The organism is Serratia sp. P2ACOL2 (assembly GCF_003691565.1).
Taxonomy (GTDB): Bacteria; Pseudomonadota; Gammaproteobacteria; order Enterobacterales; family Enterobacteriaceae; genus Serratia; species Serratia liquefaciens.
Genome location: NZ_CP033162.1, coordinates 2,347,244 through 2,371,813, shown reverse-complemented (window position 1 = coordinate 2,371,813; position 24,570 = coordinate 2,347,244). Strand labels below are relative to the sequence as shown.

The window sequence follows — 24,570 nt, the reverse complement described above, 5'->3', positions numbered from 1 at the left end:
GGTCAGGATCCCTCGAGGAGTAAGACGGGTTCGGCACGCCGAACCCTGAGAATAAAACGCCGCGGTCAGACTACCGGCAACGCCTTTTGTTGTTTCGCAGATTCAATCCCCAGCTCGATCATTTCCATCACCTTGATGGCGTCAGCAGCCGTGACCGGATTTTCACCCTCACCGTTAATCGCATCGCGGACAGCTGCGTAATAGGCTGGGTAATTGCCTGGAATGCTGAGCAAAGGTTTTTCAGCCAGCACCCCATCACGTGACAATGTCACTACACCATCACGCATGTCGTAACCCCAGTCGGCCTGCGGCAGACGCTCGCCCGCTTTGAGGCGGTCTTCCTGCGGATCCAGCCCAAACTTGATAAAGCTACCCTGAGTCCCGTGCACGATATAACGTGCGGTTTCCGCCGCGGCCAGCACGGTACCATGCAGAACGACCCGGCGTTTGCCGTAGTTCAATATCGCGTGGAAATAGTCCACCGATTGTGCACCCGGACGCAGTTCACCCAGATCGACAAACAGCGTTTCCGGTTTGCCGAACAGTTGCAGTGCCTGATCGATCAGATGCGGCCCCAAATCGTACCAGATGCCGCTACCGGCACCGCCCAGCTCGCGCCAGCGCTGACGCACTTCCGGGCGGAAACGATCGAAATGAGACTCGAAATAAACCACCTCACCAAGCGCGCCTTCTTTCAACAATGCCTTGAGCGTCAGAAAATCGCTGTCCCAGCGGCGATTGTGGAACACCGACAGCAGCTTGCCGCTCTGCTGCGCTTGCTGCTCCAGCTGCTGCGCCTGTGACAACGTCACGGTGAAAGGCTTGTCCACCACCACGTGCTTGCCGGCCGCCATTGCCTGCTGCGCCAGAGGGAAATGGGTATCGTTGGGTGTAGGAATGACGATCAGATCGATAGAGGGGTCGTTAAACAGCGCCTGCGGATCGCTGACTACCGTCATCGATGGCCAGTCTGCGTGCACTTTGCCGGCATCGCTGCTGGAAACCGCAGCCAGCTCTACGCCTGGGGTGCCGACAATCAGCGGCGCATGAAAGGTTTTGCTGGCATAGCCGTAACCGACCAGCCCAACCCGAATTTTTTCTGCCATGGTGTTTCCTCTTACTGGCTCGCAATAGACCAGTCAGATTTGACACCATGACGCTGGCGGGAACAAGAAGTAAATGTAATGTTAATTTGTAGCCACAGTATAAGGCGTCTCACGCTGATTCCTGGCCGGATAGTTTATCTCCAGGCTACGGCGGCGAAAATCGCTCGGGCTGACCCCGACCCGTTTGCGGAATACGCGGGAAAAATAGAGCTGATCGTCATAACCCACCACCCGGCCGATGGTGGCAATCGACTCCTGAGTGGTCTGCAGCAGCAGCTTGGCGCGGATCACCCGCTGATCTTCGCGCCAGCGCAGAATATTGATACCCACCTGCTCACGGAACAGATGCGCCAGCCGCGAAGGCGACAGGCAGACGTGGCGCGCCACTTCGTCGATTCGCAACTCACCGGCCAGATTACCGGTAATAAACTGGCAGGCCTCTATCACCCGGGGATCCATGATTTTCTGTGGGCTGAGCGGATCCTCTTCCATCGCGCGCAGCAGCAAACGCTCCAGCAGGTTCATCCCCAACTCTTCGGCGAAACGCCGGCCGGAACGCTGCGTTTGCTCGATATTGGCGAACAGCCGATCGAACTCCAACAGTAAATTATTGTTCGGTAAAGTTAAACGCCCGACCTCATGGGTTTTGCTGTGCCATTCCAGCCAGTCGGCCCAGTAGGCTCGCGGTCGGAAATACACCCAGCGGTGATACCAGCAGTCGCTGTCCGGCGAACGCCCATAGTAGTGCGCCGCCTTAGGGGGAAACAGCAGCAGATCGCCAGGATTGCAGTAGAGGGTGTCTTCGCCGTCGAACACCTTGCCCTGGCCCTTGATGGTCAGGTTGAGAATATAGCCCTTCATGCCGCCGGGGCGGTCGATAAAGAAATCCAGCGGGCCGTCCGCCATGATGGGCGTTAATCCCGCCACCAGATAGGCGTTAAAGGTGTAACCCGGCAACAGCGGGTTCGGCTGCGGTTCCTGTGCCATACGATGGTACATCTGTCCTCCCGGAACGGCTGATAGAACTATCCTGAACAAGTGTATCGGCCCGGCAGAGAACTGCCTGAGCCGATAACAGAACTGTGAACGCGGTTGCCGATTTTCTAAATCCGACGTTTGGCCTGCTGCTTGTAACGGTCAAAAATCACCGCCGCCAGCAAGATCACGCCGCGCACCACATACTGCGAGAACGGTGAGATGTTCAGCAGGTTCATGGCGTTTTCCACCGTGCCGAGGATCAAGATGCCGGCGATGACATAGGAGATTTTACCGATACCGCCTTTCAACGAAACCCCACCCAGTACACAGGCGGAGATCACGATCAGCTCATAGCCGATCGAGGTCATTGGCTGGCCGCTGGTCATACGCGAAGCCAGAATGATGCCGGCAGCGGCGGAAACCAGCCCGGACAGCATAAAGATCACAATCTTGGTGCGTACCACCGGCACCCCGGCCAGTCTGGCCGCCTCCTCGTTACCGCCAATCGCCAGCGTATTGCGGCCAAAGGTGGTTTTATTGAGCAGGAAGCCGAACAAGATCAGACAGGCTACGGTGATCCAAATGGGCGCAGGCAACCCCAGCCAGTTGGCATAACCCAACGTAAAGAAGCGCTCGTCTTCAATGCCTACCGCTTTCCCGTCGGAAATGATGTATGCCAACCCGCGGAATATCTGCATGGTGGCCAGGGTGGTGATCAGCGCGTTGATTTTCAGCCGGGCGATAACAAAACCGTTGATCAACCCGGAGACCATTCCCAGCAGCAAACCGGCGCCCACGCCGATCCACAGGCTTTCGGTCATATTGATCACCACCGCGGTAGTGACCCCGGCGCAGGCGATCACCGACGCGACTGACAGATCAAAGTCGCCGGAGGCCAGACAAAACAGCATGCCGCAGGCCACCATGCCGGACATGGATATCGCCAACCCCAGCCCTTTCATATTGATAAATGAGCCAAAATTAGGCACAAACAGCACGCAGGCGATAAACAGTACCGCGAACACCACCAGCATGCCGTAGCTGTCCCAAATCCGCGCCAGCCCCTGGCCGCTGCGGTTTTTCACAGAATCGGTCGTTATGGTCGACATCTCTTTCTCCTTCACTTTCAGGCCACCGCCGCAGCGGTATCGGGGGCAATCTCGGGGGTGCGCAGCATCGCCAGGCTGAGGGCTTTTTCCTCGCTGGCGTCATCATGGAGTAACTCACCGGACAGGGCCCCTTCCCGCATCACCAGGATACGGTCCGCCAGCCCCAGGACTTCGGGCAGATCGCTGGAAGCGAACAGCACCGCGATGCCGCGCTGCGCCAGTTGGTAAATGACGTTATAAATCTCGTGTTTAGCGCCAACGTCGATGCCGCGTGTCGGTTCATCCAGCAGGATCACCTTCATGTCTTCCGACAGCCAACGCCCCAGAATCGCCTTCTGCTGGTTGCCGCCGGACAGATTCATAATTAGCTGCTCGGCGCTTGGGGTTTTGATATTCAACGCACGTATATGATGCTCGGCGTTGCTGGCCTCCCAACCGTTGTCGATCAGACAACCCACGCGGACACTGTTCCGCCGCGCGCTGATGTTGATATTGTCGCGTACCGAATGCACCGGGATAATACCGTCCGCCTTGCGGTCTTCCGGACACAGCATGATGCCGGCACGAATAGCGTCTATTGGCGAGCGAATGGCGAGCACCTGCCCATCCAGCATCAGTTGCCCGGCACTGACCCGCGTGGCGCCAAAGATCCCCTTCATCAGCTCGCTGCGGCCGGCGCCGACCAGGCCGAACAACCCGACGATCTCCCCGGCACGCACGCTCAGATCGATCGGCGTTTTCACGCCGGGCGCTTGCAACCCCTGGAGCGCCAAACGCACCGGCCCCAGTTCACGCGGTTGATAGCCGTAGACGTCACCGAGATCGCGCCCCACCATCGCCTGCACCAACTGGGCATTATCAACCTGACGCATATCGTCAAAGGTGCGCACATAGCGGCCATCTTTGAACACCGTGATGGCGTCGCTGAGGGCAAAAATCTCCTCCATGCGGTGTGAGACATACAGGATCACACGCCCTTCAGCGCGCAATTCGCGGATCACCCGGAACAGCTGTTCGATCTCCCGGGCGGACAGCGAACTGGTGGGCTCGTCAAACGCGATTACCTTGGCGTTGCGCGCCAGCGCTTTGGCGATTTCCACCATTTGCCACTGGCCGATCGACAGGTATTTCAATGGCGTATCCGGATCGATATCCAGCCCGAGATGCTCCAGTTGAAGCCGGGACTCGTAACGCAGCAGTTTGCGATCCACCAGCCCGCGCCTGGTCGGCAGTTGACCGAGATAAATGTTCTCCGCCACGGTCATTTCCGGCACCAGATGCAGCTCCTGGTAGATGATTGCCACCCCGGCATCCAGCGCGTCGGTAGTGTTGGCGAAGGTGACCGAACGCCCCTGCAGCTGAATTTCTCCCTGAGTAGGCGAATAGTTGCCGCTGAGGATTTTCAGCAGCGTGGATTTCCCGGCGCCGTTTTCCCCCATCAGCGCGTGGATCTGCCCGGCCTGACAGCTGAAACTGATGTCATCCAGCGCCTTCACCCCTGGGAAAGTTTTACCTATGCCTTTAAACGCCAGATACGGCAGCGCGGTAGTCATAGTGTTTTCCTCCTGCAGTTAAAAATGCCGCCCGGCAGCATGCTGTGGGCGGCGCGGTAATTACATCAGGCCTTTCTTCTGCAGTTCGGTTTTAAAGTTGTCGCGCGTGATCAGCACCACGTCGGTCACTTCGGTGAATTTTTGCGGTTCTACCCCTTTTTCGACCCAGTCATGCAACATCTGGATGCTCTTGTAACCGTGAATGTCCGGGCTCGGCAGCAGCGAACCGTAGAAGCCGGTGGCCTGCGCCTTGGACAGCTCACTGACCGCATCCACCCCGTTGATCCCGATGCCAATCACGTTCGGCGCCTTAAACCCCTGGCCTTCGGTAGCGCGCACGCCGCCGAGCACGGTGTTGTCGTTCATGCCGACAATCAGCCAGTTTTTCACTTCAGGATGCTGCACCAGCATTGAGTTGGCGGCGTCGAACGCTCCTGGGATATCGTTGGATTTGGTCGGTACCCGGTAAATCTGCTTTTCCGGGAAACCGGCGGCTTTCAACGCGGCAATAGAACCGCCGGTGCGGCGACGGGCCGTGTCCAGTTCATCGGCGGTAATGGCCATCACCGCGGTATCCGGCAGCTTCCAGCCGCGCTTGTTCAGCTCTTTCCACAGCTCTTCCCCCTGGCGTTCGCCGATTTTGGTGGCGGCCATCATCACCAGCGGCACGCTGTCCATAGGCTTGCCTTTGGCGGTAACGAACTGGTCGTCCACCGCGATCACTTTCAGATTGTAACTGCGCGCCTTGGCGACGATCGCCGAGCCCAATTTCGGATCCGGCGTGCAGATGACAAACCCTTTGGCTCCGCTGGCCGCCAGGCTGTCGATGGCGTTCAGGGTCTTCTCGCCGTCCGGCACCGCGATTTTAATCACCTCAAAACCGAGATCCTTACCGGCCTTATCGGCAAATTTCCATTCGGTCTGGAACCAGGGTTCTTCCGGCTGCTTGACCAAAAAACCCAGCTTCATGGTCTCGGCGATAGCCGAATGTGACATAACGGCCGCCAGCCCCAGTGTCGCCAGCGCCTTAGTGAATTTATGCATGATGCTCTCCGCTATTTTGTTCTCTGTGGCGACGAAACCCGCTCGCGGTGAAAACGTTATCATTAGAGTAATGGCTGTAGGTGTAGCGCTTATCTCGCGGCATTGCCTTACAGCCGGGGTAAGACGGCTTAAGTTTTAGCGGGTATTTGTTGCTGAAATGTAGAGCGCTATCACATCCGTGGAATACAGCAGATATGTGCATATATTTAGCGAATTTCGCCAAGCGTTAACTTATGACAGCCGTCACAAAACCACTGTGGGAAGCAGAAAAGTGCATACTTCCAGCCAATGGCTCCTCACCTGCCCAGCGCTTCGGCTCCTATGGTTGTCACAGCGTATTAACACATCAGGAGTCAACATCATGACGGCAGGTGCTATTGCCCTGGGATTGGATTTCGGCAGCGACTCGGTGCGGGCGTTGGCGGTCGACTGCCAAAACGGTGCGGAGCTGGACACCGAAGTGGTTTATTACCCTCGCTGGCAGCGCGGTGAGTTTTGCAATGCGTCGGAGAATCGCTTTCGTCATCATCCGCTCGACTATATTGAAGCCATGGAACAGGCGATGGTCAGTCTGGTGCAGCGCATGACCCCGACGCAACGGCTGCAGGTCGTGGGTATCGGCGTCGACTCAACCGGCTCCACCCCTGCGCCGATCGACCAGCAGGGCCAGGTGTTGGCGCTGCGGCCAGAATTTGCCGACAACCCGAACGCCATGTTTGTGCTGTGGAAAGATCACACGGCTCTTGAAGAAGCGGATGCCATCAATCGGCTCTGCCGCAGCGGCGAATTCCCCGATTATTCCCGCTACATCGGCGGCGTTTACTCCTCCGAATGGTTCTGGGCCAAAATTCTGCACGTCACGCGACGGGATGCCGAGGTACGTCAGGCGGCGGCTTCCTGGATAGAGCTGTGCGATTGGGTGCCGGCGTTACTGTCCGGGACCACCGCCCCACAGCAGTTGAAACGCGGGCGTTGTAGCGTAGGCCACAAAACCTTGTGGCACCCCGACTGGGGCGGCCTGCCGCCAAAACCCTTTTTTGCCGCACTCGATCCCTTACTGGTTGAGCATTTGCCCTACCCGCTGTTTGACGACTGCCACACCGCCGAGCTGCCGGTCGGCACACTGAGTGCCGAATGGGCCGCACGCCTCGGATTGCCAACCACGGTGGTGCTGTCAGGTGGCGCCTTCGACTGCCATATGGGCGCAGTGGGGGCCGGAGCCCAGCCTTATACCCTGGTGAAGGTGATTGGCACTTCTACCTGCGACATCCTGATCGCCGATCGCCAGCGGGTGGACGGGCGCGCCATCGAGGGCATTTGCGGCCAGGTTGACGGCAGCGTGGTGCCGGGGTTAATCGGTATGGAAGCAGGACAGTCCGCCTTTGGCGATATGTACGCCTGGTTCGGTCGCCTGCTGAGCTGGCCGCTGCGCGAAGCGGCAAAAAGCCAACCGCAGCTGCAGCCGCAATTGCAACAGATAGAAGCCGGCATGCTGGCCGCGCTGACCGAGGCCTGGGCCGATAAACCGTCACTGGATCATCTGCCGGTGGTGCTGGACTGGTTTAACGGCCGCCGCACGCCCTATGCCAATCAACGTCTGAAAGGCGTGATCGCCGATCTGAACCTCGGCACCGATGCGCCGACGCTGTTCGGTGGCTTTATCGCCGCTACCGCCTTCGGTGCCCGCGCCATCATGGAGTGTTTTGAGCAGCAGTCTATTCCGGTGGACAACGTACTGGCGCTGGGGGGGATTGCGCGTAAATCATCGGCGATCATGCAGGTCTGCGCCGACGTGATGAACCGACCGCTGCAGATCGTGGCTTCAGACCAATGTTGCGCGCTGGGCGCGGCTATCTTCGCCGCCGTTGCGGCCGGTCATTTCCGCAGCGTGCCGGAAGCGCAACGCCACATGGCCTGCGGCATCGAACGCACTCTCCAGCCGGATCCGCAGCGCGTCGCCCGCTACCAACAGCTTTATCAACGCTATCAGCAATGGTGCCAGGCCGCCGAGCCGCACTATGCCCCTAACGCCGGTTCAGCCTGCTGAACCCCCATTTCGACATGACAATTCAGGAGTCTCCATGGACGCATTCAAGCAGCGCGAAGTCTGGTTCGCCATCGGCAGCCAGCACCTGTACGGCCCGCACACCTTGCAACAGGTCAAGGCACACGCCGAGCAGGTGGTGGAAAACCTCAACCGTGAGGCCGGGTTGCCGGTAAAACTGGTGCTGAAACCGCTGGTGACCACGCCGGATGAAATCACCGCCCTGTGCCGCGACGCCAACTATCAGCCACAGTGCATCGGCATCATGGCCTGGCTGCACACCTTTTCGCCGGCCAAAATGTGGATCGCCGGACTGTCGATCCTCCATAAGCCGCTGTTGCAATTCCATACCCAGTTCAACGCTCAGATCCCGTGGGACAGCATGGACATGGACTTTATGAACCTCAATCAGACCGCACACGGTGGCCGCGAATTTGGCTTTATTGGCGCCCGTATGCGCCAGCAGCACAGCGTGATAGCCGGTCATTGGCAAGACCCCGAAGCGCACCGGCGCATTGCGCAGTGGATGCGTGCAGCCAACGCCAAACAGGCCAGCCAGCAGTTGAAGGTGGCCAGCTTCGGCGACAACATGCGTGAGGTCGCCGTGACCGAAGGTGACAAAGTCGGGGCGCAGATCCAATTCGGCTATTCGGTGAATGCCTATGGCATCGGTGATTTGGTCAGCGTGATCAATGAGGTCAGCCGTGGCGATGTGGATACGCTGATTGAAGAATACGAAACCCGCTACGTCTTGAGCAATGCGGCGCAAATCAACGGGGAAAAGCGTGAAAACCTGCTCGACGCGGCGCGAATCGAATTAGGCATGAAGCGCTTCCTCGAACAGGGTAACTTCCAGGCCTTCACCACCAATTTTGAAGACTTGCACGGCATGAAGCAGTTACCGGGGCTGGCGGTACAACGCCTGATGCAGCAGGGTTACGGCTTCGGCGGCGAAGGCGACTGGAAAACCGCCGCGCTGTTGCGCATCCTGAAAGTGATGGCACAGGGACTGGAAGGCGGTACCTCATTCATGGAGGATTACACCTACCATTTCCAATCCGGCAACGATTTGGTGGTCGGTTCGCACATGCTGGAGGTTTGCCCATCGATCGCCAAAGAACAGAAGCCACTGTTGGATATACAACCGCTGGGTATCGGCGGCAAGGCAGATCCGGCACGGCTGATTTTCTCCACGCCGGCCGGTGCGGCGATCAATGCCAGCCTGATCGACCTGGGCGACCGATTCCGCCTGCTGGTCAATCAGGTGGACACCGTGGAACAACCGCATCCGTTGCCCAAACTGCCGGTGGCGCGCGCCATCTGGCGGGCTCAGCCAACGCTTGCCACCGCTGCCGAAGCCTGGATCCTGGCGGGTGGTGCACACCATACCGTGTTCTCACAGGCGTTGGATGCCGACCTGCTGCGACTTTACGCCGAGATGCATAACATCGAGTTTGTGACGATCGACCACAATACCAGCCTACCGGCGTTCAAAAATGAGCTGCGCTGGAACGAAGCCTACTATCAGCTTAATCGCCGTTAATCGGCCTGCTACCGGCGGCTTATCATGCCGTCGGTAGCCAAACGTGCTGCACCGGCCTCCTGGCGCCGACCATCCGCTTGATATTGATGACGAAGCCCGCATTACCCGCTAAGCTATGCGGCTGTCACATTGAATCATGTCTTACCCAGGAAGCCGTTTATGTCTCAAGCTGATTACAACCGTATTGGCGGTTGGTTGCTGGCCCCGATGTCCTATCTGATCGTCACCCTGCTTAGCGCCAGCCTGATGCTGCTTCTGTATGCCATGGCGATTTTCATGCCGGAATCGCGCGAATACCTGCTGACCAACGCTCAGGCGTTTAGCCTACAGTGGTATTTTTCAGTGCTGACCACGATGGCAATGTGGTGCTTTACGCTGTGGCTGCTGTGGCTGTTCTGCCATCGTTCGCAACGCTTCCCCAAGTTTTTCCTGCTGTGGTTGCTGATTACCGTGCTGCTGGCGGTGAAAGCCTTTGCCTTTGCGCCGGTGCCGGATGAGCTGGCCGTACGCAGCCTGGGTTGGCCCCTGCTGATGGCCGCATTGTTGGTGCCTTATATGAAGCGTTCCAAGCGGGTCAAAGGGACCTTTACCGAGCGCTAGGCGCGTTGTGGCACGTTTTGTGCGTATGATTGTGTAAATTTTCGCCAAAAAAGGGCGAAAATAGCAATAACCTTGCTATCACTGTGTTGTGGTCAGGCCGCCAATTCCCGATAATAGGCGGCTTTTATTTTTTTAGGCATCGCAATGACCGAATACCTGCTCCTGTTTGTCGGCACCGTACTGGTGAACAACTTCGTCCTGGTGAAGTTCCTTGGCCTGTGCCCGTTCCTCGGCGTTTCCAAGAAACTGGAAAGTGCCATCGGCATGGGGATGGCTACTACCTTTGTCATGACGCTGGCCTCCGTCAGCGCCTGGGTGATCAACACCTTTATCCTGGTTCCGTTGGATCTGGTGTATCTGCGCACCCTGTCATTTATTTTGGTGATCGCCGTCGTGGTGCAATTTACCGAGATGGTGGTACGCAAAACCAGCCCGGCACTGTATCGCTTGCTGGGCATCTTCCTGCCGCTGATCACCACCAACTGCGCGGTGCTTGGCGTTGCGTTGCTTAACGTTAACCTCGGCTACAACTTCCTGCAGTCTGCGGTTTATGGCTTCAGCGCCGCCGCCGGCTTCTCGCTGGTGATGGTGCTGTTCGCCGCGATCCGTGAGCGTCTGGCGGTTGCCGACGTGCCTGCGCCATTTCGTGGTTCTTCCATCGCGTTGATCACTGCCGGGTTGATGTCTCTGGCCTTTATGGGCTTTACCGGGCTGGTGAAATTCTAATGACCGCGTTATGGATTGCGATTGCTGCGCTCAGCGCCCTCGGCCTGTTGTTCGGGCTGGTGCTGGGTTTCGCCGCCCGCCGCTTTGAAGTGGAAGAAGATCCGGTGGCCGAGCAGGTCGACGAGATCCTGCCGCAGAGCCAATGCGGCCAGTGCGGTTACCCCGGTTGCCGCCCTTACGCCGAGGCGGTGGCCAACGGTGAGATGATCAACAAATGCGCCCCCGGCGGCGAGCAAGTGATGCTGAAATTGGCCGAACTGCTCAACGTCGAGCCGCAGCCGCTGGGCAGCGAAGCCGCCGCCGAGCCGGTGCGTCAGGTCGCTTATATCGATGAAGCCAACTGCATCGGCTGCACCAAGTGCATTCAGGCCTGTCCGGTGGACGCAATAGTGGGTGCCACGCGCGCCATGCACACCGTGATTACCGATCTTTGTACCGGCTGCGACCTGTGCGTCGCGCCGTGCCCTACCGATTGTATTGAAATGAAACCGGTCGCCACCACTACCGCCAACTGGAAGTGGGATATGAAGACGATCCCGGTGCAAGTGATCCACGTGGAGCAACATGCTTAATTTGTTCGCCGCCTTCAAAAAAGACCGGATTTGGGATTTCGACGGCGGGATCCATCCCCCGGAAATGAAAACCCAGTCCAGCGGCGTACCGCTGCGTACCGCGCCGCTGCCCGACACCTTTGTCATCCCCTTGCAACAGCATTTGGGACCGGAAGGCGAATTGTGCGTCAACGTCGGCGAGCACGTGCTGAAAGGCCAGCCGCTGACCGTCGGCCGTGGCCGTACCGTGCCGGTGCATGCGCCGACCTCCGGCACCATCAGCGCCATCAAACCGCATATCACCGCTCACCCTTCAGGGCTGGCAGAGCTGTGCGTAATTATTCAGCCGGATGGCGAAGACCGTTGGTGCGAACGCGCACCGGTGGCGGATTACCGTCAACTGCCTACCGGCGAACTGATCCAGCGGATTCATCAGGCCGGCATCGCCGGGTTGGGTGGCGCAGGTTTCCCTACCGCCAGCAAGCTGCAGGGTGGCATGAACGGGGTAGAAACCCTGATCCTCAATGCCGCGGAATGCGAGCCTTATATCACCGCCGATGACCGTTTGATGCAGGAGCATGCCGACCAAGTGATCGAAGGCACGCAGATCCTGCGCCACCTGCTGCAGCCGAAAGTGACGCTGATCGGCATCGAGGACAATAAACCCGAAGCGATCGAAGCGTTAAAACTGGCGTTGCGCGATCAACCGGGCATCTCGCTGCGGGTGATCCCAACCAAATATCCTTCCGGCGGCGCCAAACAGCTCACCAAGATCCTGATCGGCAAGGAAGTGCCGCACGGCAAACACTCCTCCGCTATCGGCGTGCTGATGCAAAACGTCGGGACTGCCTTTGCCATTAAGCGCGCCATTGTCGACGGCGAACCCTTGATCGAACGCGTGGTCACCCTTACCGGTGAAGCCCTCAGCCAACCGGGTAATCTGTGGGCGCGCATCGGCACCCCGGTGCAGCACCTGCTGAACTTTGCCGGTTTTCAGCCGCAGGCCCAACAAATGGTGGTCATGGGCGGCCCGCTGATGGGCTTCACCCTGCCCGCGCTGAACGTGCCGATCGTTAAGATCAGCAACTGCATTCTGGCCCCTTCCGTCAGTGAAATGGCGCCGCAAGAACCTGAACAGTCCTGTATTCGCTGCGGTTTATGCGTTGATGCCTGCCCGGCGGGCCTGTTGCCACAGCAGCTTTACTGGTTCAGCCGTGGCGAAGAACACGAAAAAGCCCGCAAGCATAACCTGTTCGACTGCATTGAGTGCGGTGCCTGCGCCTTTGTATGCCCCAGCAATATTCCGCTGGTGCAGTACTACCGCCAGGAAAAGGCCGAAATCAAAGCCATCGATCAGGAAGCCGCGCGCACCGCCGAAGCCAAGGCCCGTTACGAAGCCAAATTGGCCCGTCTGGAACGTGAAAAACTGGCGCGCGAAGAACGTCACAAGAAAGCGGCCGTCAAAATGACCGACGGCGATCAGGATGCGGTACAAGCCGCCCTGGCCCGCGTGCGCAGTAAAAATGCCGCGCCGGCAGCCGGAACCATCAGCGGCGAGGCACCGGACAATAGCGAGATGATCGCCGCCCGCGAAGCCCGCAAAGCGCAGGCGCGTGAACGTCGTGCTCAGCAAGATGCGGCTGCCACCCCAGCGACGTCTCCGGCTGTCGAGGGCGAAGATCCGCGTAAGGCTGCAGTTGCTGCTGCGTTAGCCCGGGTTAAAGCCAAGAAAGAAGCTCAGCAAGCCGACGCAGTTGGAACGCCTGCTGAGCCGGTAGCTGTGGTGCAGGAAGAAGATCCGCGCAAGGCAGCCGTGGCCGCTGCATTGGCACGGGTCAAAGCCAAGAAAGCTGCGCAGCAGGCCGATAGCGTTGAGTCGCCGACGGAGCCAGCTACTGCCGTGCAGGAAGAAGATCCACGCAAGGCGGCGGTTGCTGCGGCCATCGCTCGCGCTAAAGCCAAGAAAGCCGCGCAGCAGGCCGAAACCATTGAATCGCCGACGGAACCAGCAGCTGCCGCGCAGGAAGAAGATCCACGCAAGGCGGCGGTTGCTGCGGCCATCGCTCGCGCTAAAGCCAAGAAAGCCGCGCAGCAGGCCGAAACCGTTGAATCGCCGACGGAACCAGCAGCTGCCGTACCGGAAGAAGATCCTCGCAAGGCAGCGGTTGCTGCGGCCATCGCACGTGCTAAAGCCAAGAAAGCCGCGCAGCAGGCCGAAACCGTTGAATCGCCGGCAGAGCCGGTAGCTGCCGCGCAGGAAGAAGATCCGCGTAAGGCGGCGGTTGCGGCGGCCATCGCACGCGTCAAAGCTAAAAAGGCCGAGCAAAACCTGGCGACGGCGGAAAACGATAAAGAGTAGCGGAAGCGGCGCCTTGCAAAACTCAAGGCGGCCCTGGCTGTTTCACTCAATAATGCGTGAGCGCCGCTGGCGACCACTTGAGCACGCAGCAAGGCGTGAGATGTGAAGGTTGGTGGACCAAACAGGCGGTTCGTAATACAGGGCGCGTTCCAATAGTCTCAGCCCTTGGAGTCACGCCCTAATCAATAGAGATCAGATAGGTATAATCAACGTCAATCTGGCGCATCTTCGAATCCTGATTCCGCTCCTTGGTTTGAATTATTTCCATCTCCACGCTCCCTTTCACTTCATTACGCAGCCCCGGCATCACGTGGGTGATCAGATAGGCAAAGAACTGCGAACACTCTTTCGCCGAGCCCAGATGGTTAATAGAAATATATTCACGCCCGGCGATCGGGATAGTGTCGATCTGGTAGCCCGACAAAATATCCTGTTTGTTCTCAGGATCCACTGCCATGATGTGGGTAGCCGAATACGCGTCATCATCTCGATTTCGCACGGAATGAATGCTGTAAACCCGATGACAATCCACACTCAGCCCACGGAAGAAATCGGTGAAGATTTCGTCCTTCATCGCCATACAAGACGAATGTTCGATCTCCGCTTCCGAGGCAAAATCCAACTGGCGCGAAAAACCCACCAGCTGCATATCCGGCAACGTCAGGCGTTTCACTTCTGGGTAATAATCGGCTGCGAAATTGGCATCGAAACTAAAGCGCGGCATCAGGTTTTTCACATCCCAGGTGTCCATCGAACGATAACGATTGGGCGTGGTGTCGAAACGCTGTTTGAACATGCGGGTGAAGGTTTGTTGGGAATCAAAGCCCAGTTCGTCTGAAATATCGATGATAGAACGGTGGGTGATACGTAACGCCACCGCTGCACGCGTCAGAATACGTGAACGGATATAGGTGGCGAGCTGAATGCCGGTGATGCGTTTAAACTTGCGTTGCAGATGCCACTTGGAATAGCCGGAAATACGCGCGACTTCGTCCAGATTAGGCCGTTTCTCCAGATGTATCTCAACCCACTCAATCAGTTCTTCAATAAAAAATACATCTTCATTTGTCATTAATGTACATTCACTAACTTAATAATACACGGGATAATAACCCACATAGATTATGCAAAAGTTGTTATTTTGTGCGAAAAAAAGGCCCTGAAATACCCTGCAAATCCAGTGGTTATCGCCTGTTGTCGGCCAGTGATGCCGACGATTTTTGTTTTGACTGACCAAACTACCCCGCTTTTCTCGGCAAAAAAAATCTAATCGCGCCATTAGAAATTTCCCCCTCGCGTACACCCCGTGCTAAAAGCCGAATACCCGCACAATTAAGACGTATTACCCTCGCAGTGATTCAGGTAGAATGCAGCGCTATAATTTTTCCTGCGGCTCCTCTGAGAGGCGCGTTGAACCTGCCGATGCACGGCAAAGATAGGTGTAGTTATTCTATGAAGTTCAGGCCGGTACAACAAACAGCCGCCAAAGGCTTGCACATCGCCAGTTCTCCTTTCACCCATAACCAGCAAAGCACCAGCCGTATTATGCTGTGGGTCATGCTGGCTTGTATTCCCGGTGTCGCGGCGCAGGTGTGGTTCTTTGGCTACGGTACTCTGATTCAAACCGCCCTGGCGATGTTGGTCGCCCTGCTGGCGGAAGGCGCTATCCTCGCCTTGCGCAAGCTGCCGGTTCGCACGCGTCTGGCAGATAATTCTGCCCTGCTGACCGCCTTGCTGTTGGGCATCAGCCTGCCGCCACTGGCCCCCTGGTGGATGATTGTCATCGGCACTTTCTTTGCCATCGTCATCGCCAAGCAGCTGTACGGCGGCCTCGGGCAAAACCCGTTCAACCCGGCGATGGTCGGCTATGTGGTGCTGCTGATCGCCTTCCCGGTACAAATGACCAGTTGGCTGCCGCCGGATGAACTGCGAGCCACCGCGCTTTCATTCCAGGATACCCTGTTGGCGATCTTCAGCGGCCATACCGCGCAGGGCGCCACCATTCACGAATTGCAGATGGGGATTGACGGTATCAGCCAGGCCACCCCGCTGGACGGTTTCAAAACCGGGTTGCGCAGTGGCCATAGCGTCGAACAAGTGTTGCAACAGCCGCTGTTTGGTGGCGCTCTGGCCGGTATCGGTTGGCAATGGGTCAACCTCGGTTTCCTGGCCGGCGGGCTGTTTATGCTGGCTCGCCGCCTGATCCACTGGCAGATCCCGTTCAGCATGCTGGCAGCTATCGCCGTGTGCTCCGGGCTGGCCTGGTGGCTTGACCCGCTGCAGCAGGCATCGCCGCTGATCCACCTGTTCTCCGGGGCCAGCATGTTGGGGGCGTTCTTTATTGCTACCGACCCGGTCAGCGCTTCCACCACGCCAAAAGGCCGCCTGATTTATGGCGCATTGATTGGCGTGCTGGTGTGGCTTATCCGTGTTTATGGCGGTTACCCCGACGGCGTTGCCTTCGCCGTTCTGCTGGCCAACATTACCGTACCGCTCATCGACCACTACACGCAGCCACGCGTGTACGGCCATCGCTAAGGAGCCATGATGCTGAATTCAATGAGAAAGCATGGCACCACGCTGGCGGTGTTTGCCGCAGTGACTACCGGTCTGACCGCGGTGGTGCATAGCCTGACGCAAAAAACCATCGCCCACCAGGCGGCATTGCAGCAAAAAGCCCTGCTTGACCAAGTGGTGCCCCCGGAACACTACGACAACGACATGCAGACCGAGTGCTTCCTGGTAAGCGATCCGGCGCTGGGCAACGGTGCCCCTCACCGCCTGTATCTGGCGCGTAAAAACGGTCAACCTACGGCAGCCGCGGTAGAAACCACCGCGCCGGACGGCTATTCCGGCGCTATTCAGCTGCTGGTCGGCGCTGATTTCAGCGGCACCGTGCTGGGTACCCGCGTGGTCGAACACCATGAAACGCCTGGATTGGGCGATAAAATTGAGCTGCGTATCTCGAACTGGATTTCGTTCTTCAGCGGCAAGAAAATTGAAGGCCCGGACGATAAACGCTGGGCGGTGAAGAAAGACGGCGGTATGTTCGATCAATTCACCGGCGCCACCATCACACCGCGCGCGGTGGTCAACGCCGTTCGGCGCACGGCATTGTATATGGAAACGCTGCCGCCTAAACTTGATAGCTTACCTGTGTGCGGAGCCAGCGAATGAGTGAAGCCAAAGATCTGATTGTCCAGGGGTTGTGGAAGAACAACTCCGCACTGGTACAGCTGCTGGGGATGTGCCCGCTGCTGGCAGTGACGTCCACCGTGACCAACGCCCTCGGACTTGGGCTGGCGACCACCCTGGTATTGACGCTGACCAACGGCTCCATTTCCGCGGTGCGCCGCTGGGTGCCGAATGAAGTGCGTATTCCCATTTACGTCATGATCATTGCAGCGGCGGTCAGCATCGTGCAGATGTTGATCAATGCCTATGCCTTTGGCCTGTATCAATCGCTGGGGATCTTTATTCCCCTGATCGTCACCAACTGTATCGTGGTTGGCCGCGCCGAAGCGGTAGCCTCTAAAAAGCCCATCGGTTTGTCGGCGCTGGACGGCATGGCAATCGGCCTGGGGGCAACCGGCGTGATGGTGACGCTAGGCGCGATGCGTGAGTTGCTGGGCAACGGCACCCTGTTCGACGGTGCCGATATGCTGTTGGGCAGTTGGGCCAAGGTATTGCGCATTGAAGTGGTTCACTTTGACAGCCCGTTCCTGTTGGCCATGCTGCCACCGGGGGCCTTTATCGGCCTGGGCCTGCTGTTGGCGTTGAAATACCTGATTGATGAACGGATGAAAGCGCGTACGGCCAAAGCCTTGCTGGCTGAACCGACGCTGGGACAAGGACAGACAGAGAAAGCCTGATGAACAAGCAAAAACGGCTGGAAATTCTTACCCGGCTGCGCGACAACAACCCGCAGCCGACCACGGAGCTGGTGTACAGCACGCCGTTTGAACTGCTGATTTCCGTGCTGCTCTCCGCACAGGCGACCGACGTCAGCGTCAACAAGGCCACCGCCAAGCTTTATCCGGTGGCCAATACGCCGGCCGCCCTGCTGGCGCTGGGCGTCGACGGCGTCAAAGACTACATCAAGACTATCGGTCTGTTTAACAGCAAAGCCGAGAACGTGATCAAAACCTGCCGCATGCTGTTAGAGCTGCACGGCGGCGAGGTGCCGGAAGATCGTGCCGCGCTGGAGGCCCTGCCTGGCGTCGGTCGCAAGACCGCCAACGTGGTGCTTAATACCGCCTTTGGCTGGCCGACCATTGCCGTAGATACCCATATCTTCCGCGTTTGCAATCGCACCCGTTTCGCTCCGGGCAAGAACGTCGATCTGGTTGAAGAGAAACTACTCAAGGTGGTGCCGGCCGAGTTCAAGGTCGATTGTCACCACTGGTTTATCCTGCACGGCCGCTATACTTGCATCGCGCGTAAACCTCGCTGTGGCTCCTGCATCATTGAAGATCTTTGTGAGTTTAACGAGAAGGTTTATCCCGACGCCTGATCGCTCCCCCGGGCGCAACGAGCGCCCGTCTCTTCCTCACGCCCCATTGACCTATTTTTTATCGGAAATGTGATATCAAGCAGCAGTAACCTTGGTGTTCTCGCGGATTTCAGTAGAAAACCCAATTCCCGCTTATTTTCAAGCGAAAAATTAGTCAAAAATTGCGGTAAACCTCACGTTTTAAAGATCACATTACCGTCACAAGCGCCAGCCCCATTTTCTTAAATTTCTATAATTTTACAAAATGCGTCATATGCACAACAATCCAATGGATTAATCACCCCACCTATTGATATGGACTAATAAAACTCCATTCAGCAGAATATATCACTGTTTAAATTCCGTATAGCTTTTAATCAAAACAAAAACTCGGCAAAGCAAATAAAGACGAACGTTAATGCTGCATAACATTTGCAACATGGTTGTTTCACTCCGCGAGCGTTATATGTAACAGGATATGACAAACGCCTTGCCTCGTTGACAAAGATAGTGAACATTAACCGCCGTCATCCCATCCTATAACAACGCAGAAGGATGCAGTCCTGCATCACCTTTTGCAATTTCTCGTCTCTCTGGGACGGGGCAGTGAAAAATCAGAGGTACCAGTGTCAACAGCAAACAACAACAGCGAACAACCTGAAAGCGTGAGTCTTAACGCCTTCAAACAACCCAAGGCGTTTTACCTGATCTTCTCTATCGAGCTGTGGGAACGTTTTGGCTATTACGGCCTGCAAGGCATCATGGCGGTTTATCTGGTCAAAATGCTTGGCCTGAGCGAAGCCGACTCGATTACCCTGTTCTCTTCCTTCAGCGCACTGGTGTACGGCTTTGTCGCCATCGGTGGCTGGCTCGGAGATAAAGTGCTGGGCTCCAAGCGCGTGATCGTGCTGGGCGCGCTGGTGCTGGCCGTCGGCTACGCCATGGTGGCCTACTCCGGCCATGAAATCTTCTGGGTGTACCTGGGTATGGCGACCATCGCCGTGGGTAGCGGCCTGTTCAAGGCTAACCCATCCTCCCTGCTGTCAACCTGCTATGAGAAAGACGATCCGCGTTTGGACGGTGCATTCACCATGTACTATATGTCCGTCAATATCGGTTCTTTCCTTTCCATGTTGGCCACACCGTGGCTGGCGGCGAAATACGGTTGGAGCGTCGCGTTCTCACTGAGCGTGGTGGGCATGCTGATCACCCTGGTCAACTTTATGGTGTGCCACAAGTGGGTTAAACAGCACGGTTCCAAGCCTGACTTCAAACCTCTGCAGGTGAAAAAGCTGCTGATGGTCCTGGTGGGCGTAGTCGCTCTGGTAGCCATTTCCAGCTGGTTGCTGCACAACCAGGTGATTGCCCGCTGGGCACTGGCGATTATCTCCATCGGTATCGTGATTGTGTTCGCCAAAGAAACCTTTGCGCTGCACGGTGCCGCGCGCCGCAAGATGATCGTCGCCTTCCTGTTGATGCTGGAAGCGGTCGTCTTCTTTGTGCTCTACAGCCAGATGCCAACCTCGCTGAACTTCTTCGCTATCCACAACGTGGAACACAGCATCCTCGGTATTGGTTTCGAACCCGAGCAATATCAGGCGCTGAACCCGTTCTGGATCATGCTGGCCAGCCCTATTCTGGCGGCGCTGTATAACAAGATGGGTGACCGTCTGCCGATGCCGCACAAGTTCGCTTTCGGTATGATCCTGTGTTCCGGTGCCTTCCTGGTGCTGCCGTGGGGTGCCAGCTTTGCCAACGAACAGGGTATCGTTTCGGTTAACTGGCTGATCCTGAGCTACGCGCTGCAGAGTATCGGCGAGCTGATGATCTCCGGTCTGGGCCTGGCTATGGTGGCGCAACTGGTACCACAACGCCTGATGGGCTTTATCATGGGTTCCTGGTTCCTGACCACCGCCGCTGCCGCGCTGATTGCCGGTAAGGTCGCCGGTCTGACCGCCGTGCCTAGCAACGTTAACGACGCGCACGCTTCGCTGGCTATCTACAGCCACGTGTTTATGCAAATCGGTATCGCTACTGCCGTGATCGCCATCCTGATGATGCTGACCGCGCCGAAGCTGTACCGCATGACGCTGGACACCGCTGAAGATACCAACAAGAAAGCACAGGCGGCCGCTGCGGCCAACTGATCGCCGGCGAGTTTTTCATCGCAATAAAAAGCCGGGGCAATCATTTGCCCCGGCTTTTTTATCTCTCGTCCTGCGAGATTCAGACCTTCGGTTTAGCGCTCAGGTTAGTCCACATGAACTCGCTGACCAACGCACCGTGGAACGCGGCCTGTTGTTTGTCTGCCGCCGCACTGTGCCCACCCTCGGTATTCTCATAGAAATAGGCCTGCTGGTAGCCCATCTGCTGCATCCGCGCCGCCATTTTACGCGCGTGCGACGGGTTGACCCGGTCATCACTGGTGGCGGTATAAAACAGCACCGGCGGATAAGGTACATCGGCTTTGATGTTGTGATACGGCGAGAACGTCTTGATGTATGCCCACTCTTCCGCTTTGCTCGGGTCGCCGTATTCGGCAATCCATGAAGCCCCGGCGGAAAGCTGGGTATAACGTTGCATATCCAGCAACGGCACTTCACAGACGATGCAACCGAACAGCTGCGGGTACAGCGTCAGCATGTTGCCTACCAGTAAGCCGCCGTTGCTGCCGCCACGGGCTCCCAGATGTTGTGACGATGTCACTTTTCGTGCAATCAGATCCTCCGCCACTGCGGCAAAGTCCTCATAGGCACGATGACGGTTTTGCTTAAGCGCCGCCTGGTGCCAGGCTGGACCATACTCACCACCGCCGCGAATATTGGCCACGACGTACACCCCGCCACGCTCCAGCCAGGCCGGCGCCTTGGCTCCCATGTAACCCGGCGTGAGCGACACCTCAAACCCGCCATAACCGTACAGCAGCGTAGGGTTGCTGCCGTCCAGCTTGATGTCCTTGGCCGATATTTGGAAATACGGCACCCGCGTACCGTCTTTTGAGGTAGCGAAATGCTGGCTGACCTGATAACCACTGGCGTCAAAATCCTGCGGTCCTTGCTTAAGCAGTTCCGGCTCCCCGCCGTCCAGATTGCCCATGTACAAAGAGGTCGGCTGCAGGAAGCCGCTGAGAGTCAGGAAGTAATCGTTGGTCTCTTCATCAATGCCGCCGGCGGACAGAGTGCTGATTGCCCCCGGTTTGCCCAGCGGCTTGCGCTGCCAGCCATTCTCTTGCGGCGTCAGCACTTCCAACCGGTTTACCACGTTGTCCATGATGCTGAGGATCAGGTGATCGCGCGTGGCGCTGTAGCCACTTAACGCCACCTGCGCGGTCGGGGTGAATAACACCGTAAATTCACGCTTGCCGGCCAGATAATCGTCAAAATGGGTCGCCAATAATGCACCGGAAGGATAGCGCGTCTCCCCCACCTGCCAGTCGCTGCTCGGCTTAACCAACAGCCACTCGCGGTGGGTGCTGAACTCGGCGTCGGCGGGAATATCAATTTTGATTTTCTGATCTTGTGCGGTCAGCAGATAGGTTTCGCGGCGATAGAAATCCAGGCTGCGGCCCACGTAGTTTCGCTCAAAGCCTGGCGTATGGTCATGATAGGCATACACCACCATATCCTGCGGTTGCGCTTCATACAGCGTTTGAGCCGCGCTCAACGGCGTGCCGCGCCGCCAGCGTTTGGCAATGCGCGCATAACCTGATTGAGTCATGGATCCCGCGCCAAAATCCGTGGCGACAAACAGCGTATCCTTATCAATCCACGAGGCCTGACTTTTCGCCACCGGCAGCACAAAGCCGTCTTTAACAAACTGCTTGGTCACCAGATCGAATTCACGGATTTCGGTGGCGTCACCGCCGTCCGGCGACAGCTCCAGCAGGCAATAACGGTATTCGGGAGCCAGCGACTGCGAGCCATGGAACACCCAATCTTTGCCTTCGGCCTTGCCCAACGCGTCTATATCCAGCACCGTTTCCCAGTTCGGTTGATCCTTGCGATATTCCTGCAAGGTGGTCCGTCGCCACAGGCCGCGTGGATTGGTTTGATCCTGCCAAAAGTTGTAATAGTACTCACCCCGCTTGGTGACCCACGGAATTTGGCTCTCTTTATTCAGAATGGCCAGCACCTGCTTTTCCACCTGACGAAAACCTTCGCCCTGGGCAAAACGCGCGGTGGTGCGTTGGTTTTCCTGCTTGATCCATGCCTGTGCGGCTTTGCCCTGCAGCTCTTCCAGCCACAAGAATTGGTCGGCGGCGCTGGTGCCCCCTTCTGCCGCCATCGCCAGGCGGATACTGTTGGGTAATGAAGTCATCGCGAATACGGCTCCTGCGGTTTGTGCGCTGAGTTTAATAAACTGGCGTCGGTTGGTGACTGGCAAGTTCAATCTCCCTTTGAAAGTTAATAAGACTCATTTTCAACAAGGTAGGCGTTTGGCGGCGCAGAGTCAAAGCCTGCGCCCACGCCGTTGAATCAAAATTTAGGGTAATGGATCAGATCGTGAATGCGTACCGTCTGTTGGCTGGCATTGCGGTAAGCATGTGGCCGATCGGCCTGAAAGCGCATCGCCTCGCCGCTGCTCAAGTGATACCACTGCCCGTCGACGGCCAGCTCCAGCTCGCCGCTGATGACAATCACATGCTCGATCACCCCCGGCTCATGTGCAGAAGACTCGCTGAGCGCCCCTGGAGCCAGATCGATGACAAACATGTCGAACCCCAGTTGGCGATCGAATGGAAACAACGGGACGACGCGCATATCGGCGTTGTATTGATTAAACACTGGCGCATCGCCATAGCGGTGCAGCGTGGCCTGCTGTTGCAGCGGTGAGATCTCGAGAAACGCAGAGAACGCCACGTTAAACCCGGTCGCAATTTTCCACAGTGTTGCCACCGTTGGGCTGGATTCTCCGCGTTCGATCTGCCCCAGCATGGCCTTGCTGACGCCGGTATTTTCCGCCGCCTGATTCAGGCTCCAACCGCGCTGCACGCGCAAAGAACGAAGCGTTTGTGCCAGATGACCGGACAATTCCTGCATGTTTTTCTCCCTTGCTTTTCGGCTGATTATAGCCACTTGTGCGCTATAACGCACGGTGCTATGCTGCCGCTTCACTGTGCGTTATAACGCACGACCGTTGCCGGAGTCAGCCATGCGCCCAGCCCTCTCTTTGCGTCATCTGTCCCTGCCCGCCGTGATGGCCGGGTTCGTTGCGGTATTGGTCGGTTACACCAGTTCTGCCGCCATTATCTTTCAGGCGGCCGCGGCCGCCGGTGCGACACCAATGCAGATTGGCGGCTGGCTGACCATGTTGGGGCTGGGGATGGGCATCACCTCCCTCGGACTGTCCCTGTATTACCGCACGCCGATCCTGACCGCATGGTCGACGCCCGGCGCCGCGCTGCTGGTCACCAGTCTGCCAGGAACCCCACTCAACGAAGCGATTGGCGTTTTCATCTTTGCCTCCGGGCTGATCCTGCTGTGCGGCGTGACCGGGCTGTTTGCCCGGTTGATGGATTACATCCCTCAGGCAATTTCGGCGGCGATGCTGGCGGGGATCCTGCTGCGCTTTGGCCTGGATGCCTTCGCTTCGCTACAGGTGAATTTCGTACTCAGTGCCGGGATGGGGCTGGTGTACTTGATAACTCGCCGTTATCTGGCCCGCTACGCGATCGTCCTGACCTTGTTGACCGGCCTGGCGATTGCGGCGCTGCAAGGTAACATCCATCTTGCGCAGCAACCGTTGGCGTTCGCCATGCCGGAGTTTATTGCGCCACACTTTAGTGCGTCTACGCTGTTAGGGATTGGTGTGCCTTTCTTCGTGGTCACTATGGCGTCACAAAATGCCCCTGGCATCGCCACCCTCAAGGCCGCCGGCTACAGCGTTCCCACCTCGCCGTTGATTAGTTGGACGGCGCTGACTGCACTGTTGCTGGCGCCGTTCGGCGGGTTTTCGGTTTGTATCGCCGCTATAACCGCCGCGATCTGCATGGGGCCTGACGTGCATCCGAATCCGCAGCGCCGCTATATGGCCGCCGCTGCCGCCGGGGTATTTTACCTGCTGGCCGGTGCCTTCGGCGGCGTTATCGGCATGTTGTTCAGCGCATTGCCCGCCGCCTTGATCCACACCATTGCCGGGCTGGCGCTGCTGGGCACCATTGCCGGGAGTCTGCAACGCGCATTGCAAGATGAAAAGCAACGTGATGCCGCGCTGATCGCTTTCCTGATCACCGCGTCCGGCGTGACGCTGCTCGGCGTCGGCTCGGCATTTTGGGGGATTATTGGGGGGGCCATCGCTCATATCATCCTTTCACTGCCACACCGCGCGAACCGCAGCGAGAATTAAGTCCGCAGGTTGAAAGGTGCTTTAGTCCCTCCGTCAATGTTCCCCCTTTAGCGATCTTCTGCTTAACTGATGGGGAACCATCGACGGTTTTCTACTGCCATCGTCAATCACTAAGTGACA

The 24,570-nt window shown here is 57.5% G+C and carries 20 protein-coding genes; 12 read left to right on the top strand and 8 right to left on the bottom strand.

The genetic code is table 11. The features are described from left to right. Positions 1 to 65: 65 nt before the first annotated feature. The 5 genes from EBA31_RS11725 to EBA31_RS11705 all read right to left on the bottom strand — a co-directional run bounded on the left by EBA31_RS11725 (position 66) and on the right by EBA31_RS11705 (position 5,790). A complete protein-coding gene (locus EBA31_RS11725) occupies positions 66 to 1,106 on the bottom strand; it encodes an oxidoreductase (protein WP_048760903.1) in 1,041 nt (346 codons plus the stop codon). Between the two features lie 81 nt (positions 1,107 to 1,187). Beyond that, on the bottom strand, positions 1,188 to 2,105 hold the full coding sequence (araC, locus tag EBA31_RS11720) for an arabinose operon transcriptional regulator AraC (protein WP_122079176.1): 918 nt from the start codon (positions 2,103 to 2,105) through the stop codon (positions 1,188 to 1,190). 104 nt (positions 2,106 to 2,209) lie between these two features. Continuing rightward, positions 2,210 to 3,193, bottom strand: coding sequence for an L-arabinose ABC transporter permease AraH (gene araH, locus EBA31_RS11715; RefSeq protein ID WP_020826721.1), 984 nt, complete (start codon positions 3,191 to 3,193; stop codon positions 2,210 to 2,212). A 17-nt stretch (positions 3,194 to 3,210) separates the two neighbouring features. Further along, a complete protein-coding gene (gene araG, locus EBA31_RS11710; protein WP_122079173.1) occupies positions 3,211 to 4,746 on the bottom strand; it encodes an L-arabinose ABC transporter ATP-binding protein AraG in 1,536 nt (511 codons plus the stop codon). Between the two features lie 60 nt (positions 4,747 to 4,806). After that, positions 4,807 to 5,790, bottom strand: a complete 984-nt coding sequence (locus tag EBA31_RS11705; protein ID WP_020826719.1) for an arabinose ABC transporter substrate-binding protein — start codon at positions 5,788 to 5,790, stop codon at positions 4,807 to 4,809. 361 nt (positions 5,791 to 6,151) lie between these two features. Here EBA31_RS11705 and EBA31_RS11700 point away from each other — a divergent pair, with 361 nt between their 5' ends. The 6 genes from EBA31_RS11700 to rsxC all read left to right on the top strand — a co-directional run bounded on the left by EBA31_RS11700 (position 6,152) and on the right by rsxC (position 13,613). Continuing rightward, positions 6,152 to 7,837 (top strand): ribulokinase, encoded by a 1,686-nt coding sequence (locus EBA31_RS11700; RefSeq protein ID WP_122079170.1) that lies wholly within the window; start codon positions 6,152 to 6,154, stop codon positions 7,835 to 7,837. A 34-nt stretch (positions 7,838 to 7,871) separates the two neighbouring features. Continuing rightward, complete coding sequence (gene araA / locus EBA31_RS11695; RefSeq protein ID WP_122079167.1) at positions 7,872 to 9,377, top strand: L-arabinose isomerase; 1,506 nt, start codon at positions 7,872 to 7,874, stop codon at positions 9,375 to 9,377. 159 nt (positions 9,378 to 9,536) lie between these two features. Next, entirely contained in the window at positions 9,537 to 9,977 is a 441-nt protein-coding gene (locus EBA31_RS11690; protein WP_020826716.1) for a DUF2569 domain-containing protein, read from the top strand. A 144-nt stretch (positions 9,978 to 10,121) separates the two neighbouring features. Continuing rightward, positions 10,122 to 10,703 (top strand): electron transport complex subunit RsxA, encoded by a 582-nt coding sequence (rsxA, locus tag EBA31_RS11685; RefSeq protein ID WP_004938443.1) that lies wholly within the window; start codon positions 10,122 to 10,124, stop codon positions 10,701 to 10,703. Continuing rightward, a complete protein-coding gene (gene rsxB, locus EBA31_RS11680) occupies positions 10,703 to 11,275 on the top strand; it encodes an electron transport complex subunit RsxB (RefSeq protein ID WP_004943888.1) in 573 nt (190 codons plus the stop codon). The genes rsxA and rsxB overlap by 1 nt, the downstream gene beginning before the upstream one ends. After that, positions 11,268 to 13,613, top strand: a complete 2,346-nt coding sequence (gene rsxC, locus EBA31_RS11675) for an electron transport complex subunit RsxC (protein ID WP_122079165.1) — start codon at positions 11,268 to 11,270, stop codon at positions 13,611 to 13,613. Before rsxB ends, rsxC begins: the two co-directional genes overlap by 8 nt. A gap of 178 nt (positions 13,614 to 13,791) precedes the next feature. Here the strand turns inward: rsxC and EBA31_RS11670 are convergent, their stop codons facing one another. Next, positions 13,792 to 14,685, bottom strand: a complete 894-nt coding sequence (locus EBA31_RS11670; RefSeq protein WP_020826714.1) for a helix-turn-helix domain-containing protein — start codon at positions 14,683 to 14,685, stop codon at positions 13,792 to 13,794. Between the two features lie 380 nt (positions 14,686 to 15,065). Between EBA31_RS11670 and rsxD the strand changes: the two genes are divergently transcribed. The 5 genes from rsxD to dtpA all read left to right on the top strand — a co-directional run bounded on the left by rsxD (position 15,066) and on the right by dtpA (position 20,252). Continuing rightward, complete coding sequence (gene rsxD / locus EBA31_RS11665; RefSeq protein WP_020826713.1) at positions 15,066 to 16,151, top strand: electron transport complex subunit RsxD; 1,086 nt, start codon at positions 15,066 to 15,068, stop codon at positions 16,149 to 16,151. Between the two features lie 9 nt (positions 16,152 to 16,160). Further along, positions 16,161 to 16,790: an electron transport complex subunit RsxG gene (gene rsxG, locus EBA31_RS11660; protein ID WP_020826712.1), complete on the top strand. Its 630-nt coding sequence runs from the start codon at positions 16,161 to 16,163 to the stop codon at positions 16,788 to 16,790. After that, positions 16,787 to 17,485: an electron transport complex subunit E gene (locus EBA31_RS11655; RefSeq protein WP_122079162.1), complete on the top strand. Its 699-nt coding sequence runs from the start codon at positions 16,787 to 16,789 to the stop codon at positions 17,483 to 17,485. The genes rsxG and EBA31_RS11655 overlap by 4 nt, the downstream gene beginning before the upstream one ends. Then, on the top strand, positions 17,485 to 18,126 hold the full coding sequence (nth, locus tag EBA31_RS11650; RefSeq protein ID WP_020826710.1) for an endonuclease III: 642 nt from the start codon (positions 17,485 to 17,487) through the stop codon (positions 18,124 to 18,126). Before EBA31_RS11655 ends, nth begins: the two co-directional genes overlap by 1 nt. A gap of 605 nt (positions 18,127 to 18,731) precedes the next feature. Next, positions 18,732 to 20,252 carry a dipeptide/tripeptide permease DtpA gene (gene dtpA / locus EBA31_RS11645; protein ID WP_046373676.1) on the top strand — a complete coding sequence of 507 codons (1,521 nt, stop codon included), beginning with the start codon at positions 18,732 to 18,734 and terminating at the stop codon, positions 20,250 to 20,252. Positions 20,253 to 20,331: 79 nt separating this feature from the next. Here the strand turns inward: dtpA and EBA31_RS11640 are convergent, their stop codons facing one another. Next, entirely contained in the window at positions 20,332 to 22,422 is a 2,091-nt protein-coding gene (locus EBA31_RS11640; RefSeq protein WP_122079159.1) for a prolyl oligopeptidase family protein, read from the bottom strand. Between the two features lie 158 nt (positions 22,423 to 22,580). Beyond that, positions 22,581 to 23,144 carry a helix-turn-helix domain-containing protein gene (locus tag EBA31_RS11635; protein WP_020826707.1) on the bottom strand — a complete coding sequence of 188 codons (564 nt, stop codon included), beginning with the start codon at positions 23,142 to 23,144 and terminating at the stop codon, positions 22,581 to 22,583. A gap of 112 nt (positions 23,145 to 23,256) precedes the next feature. On the opposite strand from EBA31_RS11635, the gene EBA31_RS11630 reads away from it, so the two are divergent. Further along, a complete protein-coding gene (locus EBA31_RS11630) occupies positions 23,257 to 24,450 on the top strand; it encodes a benzoate/H(+) symporter BenE family transporter (RefSeq protein WP_122079156.1) in 1,194 nt (397 codons plus the stop codon). The last annotated feature ends 120 nt before the right edge of the window (positions 24,451 to 24,570 follow it).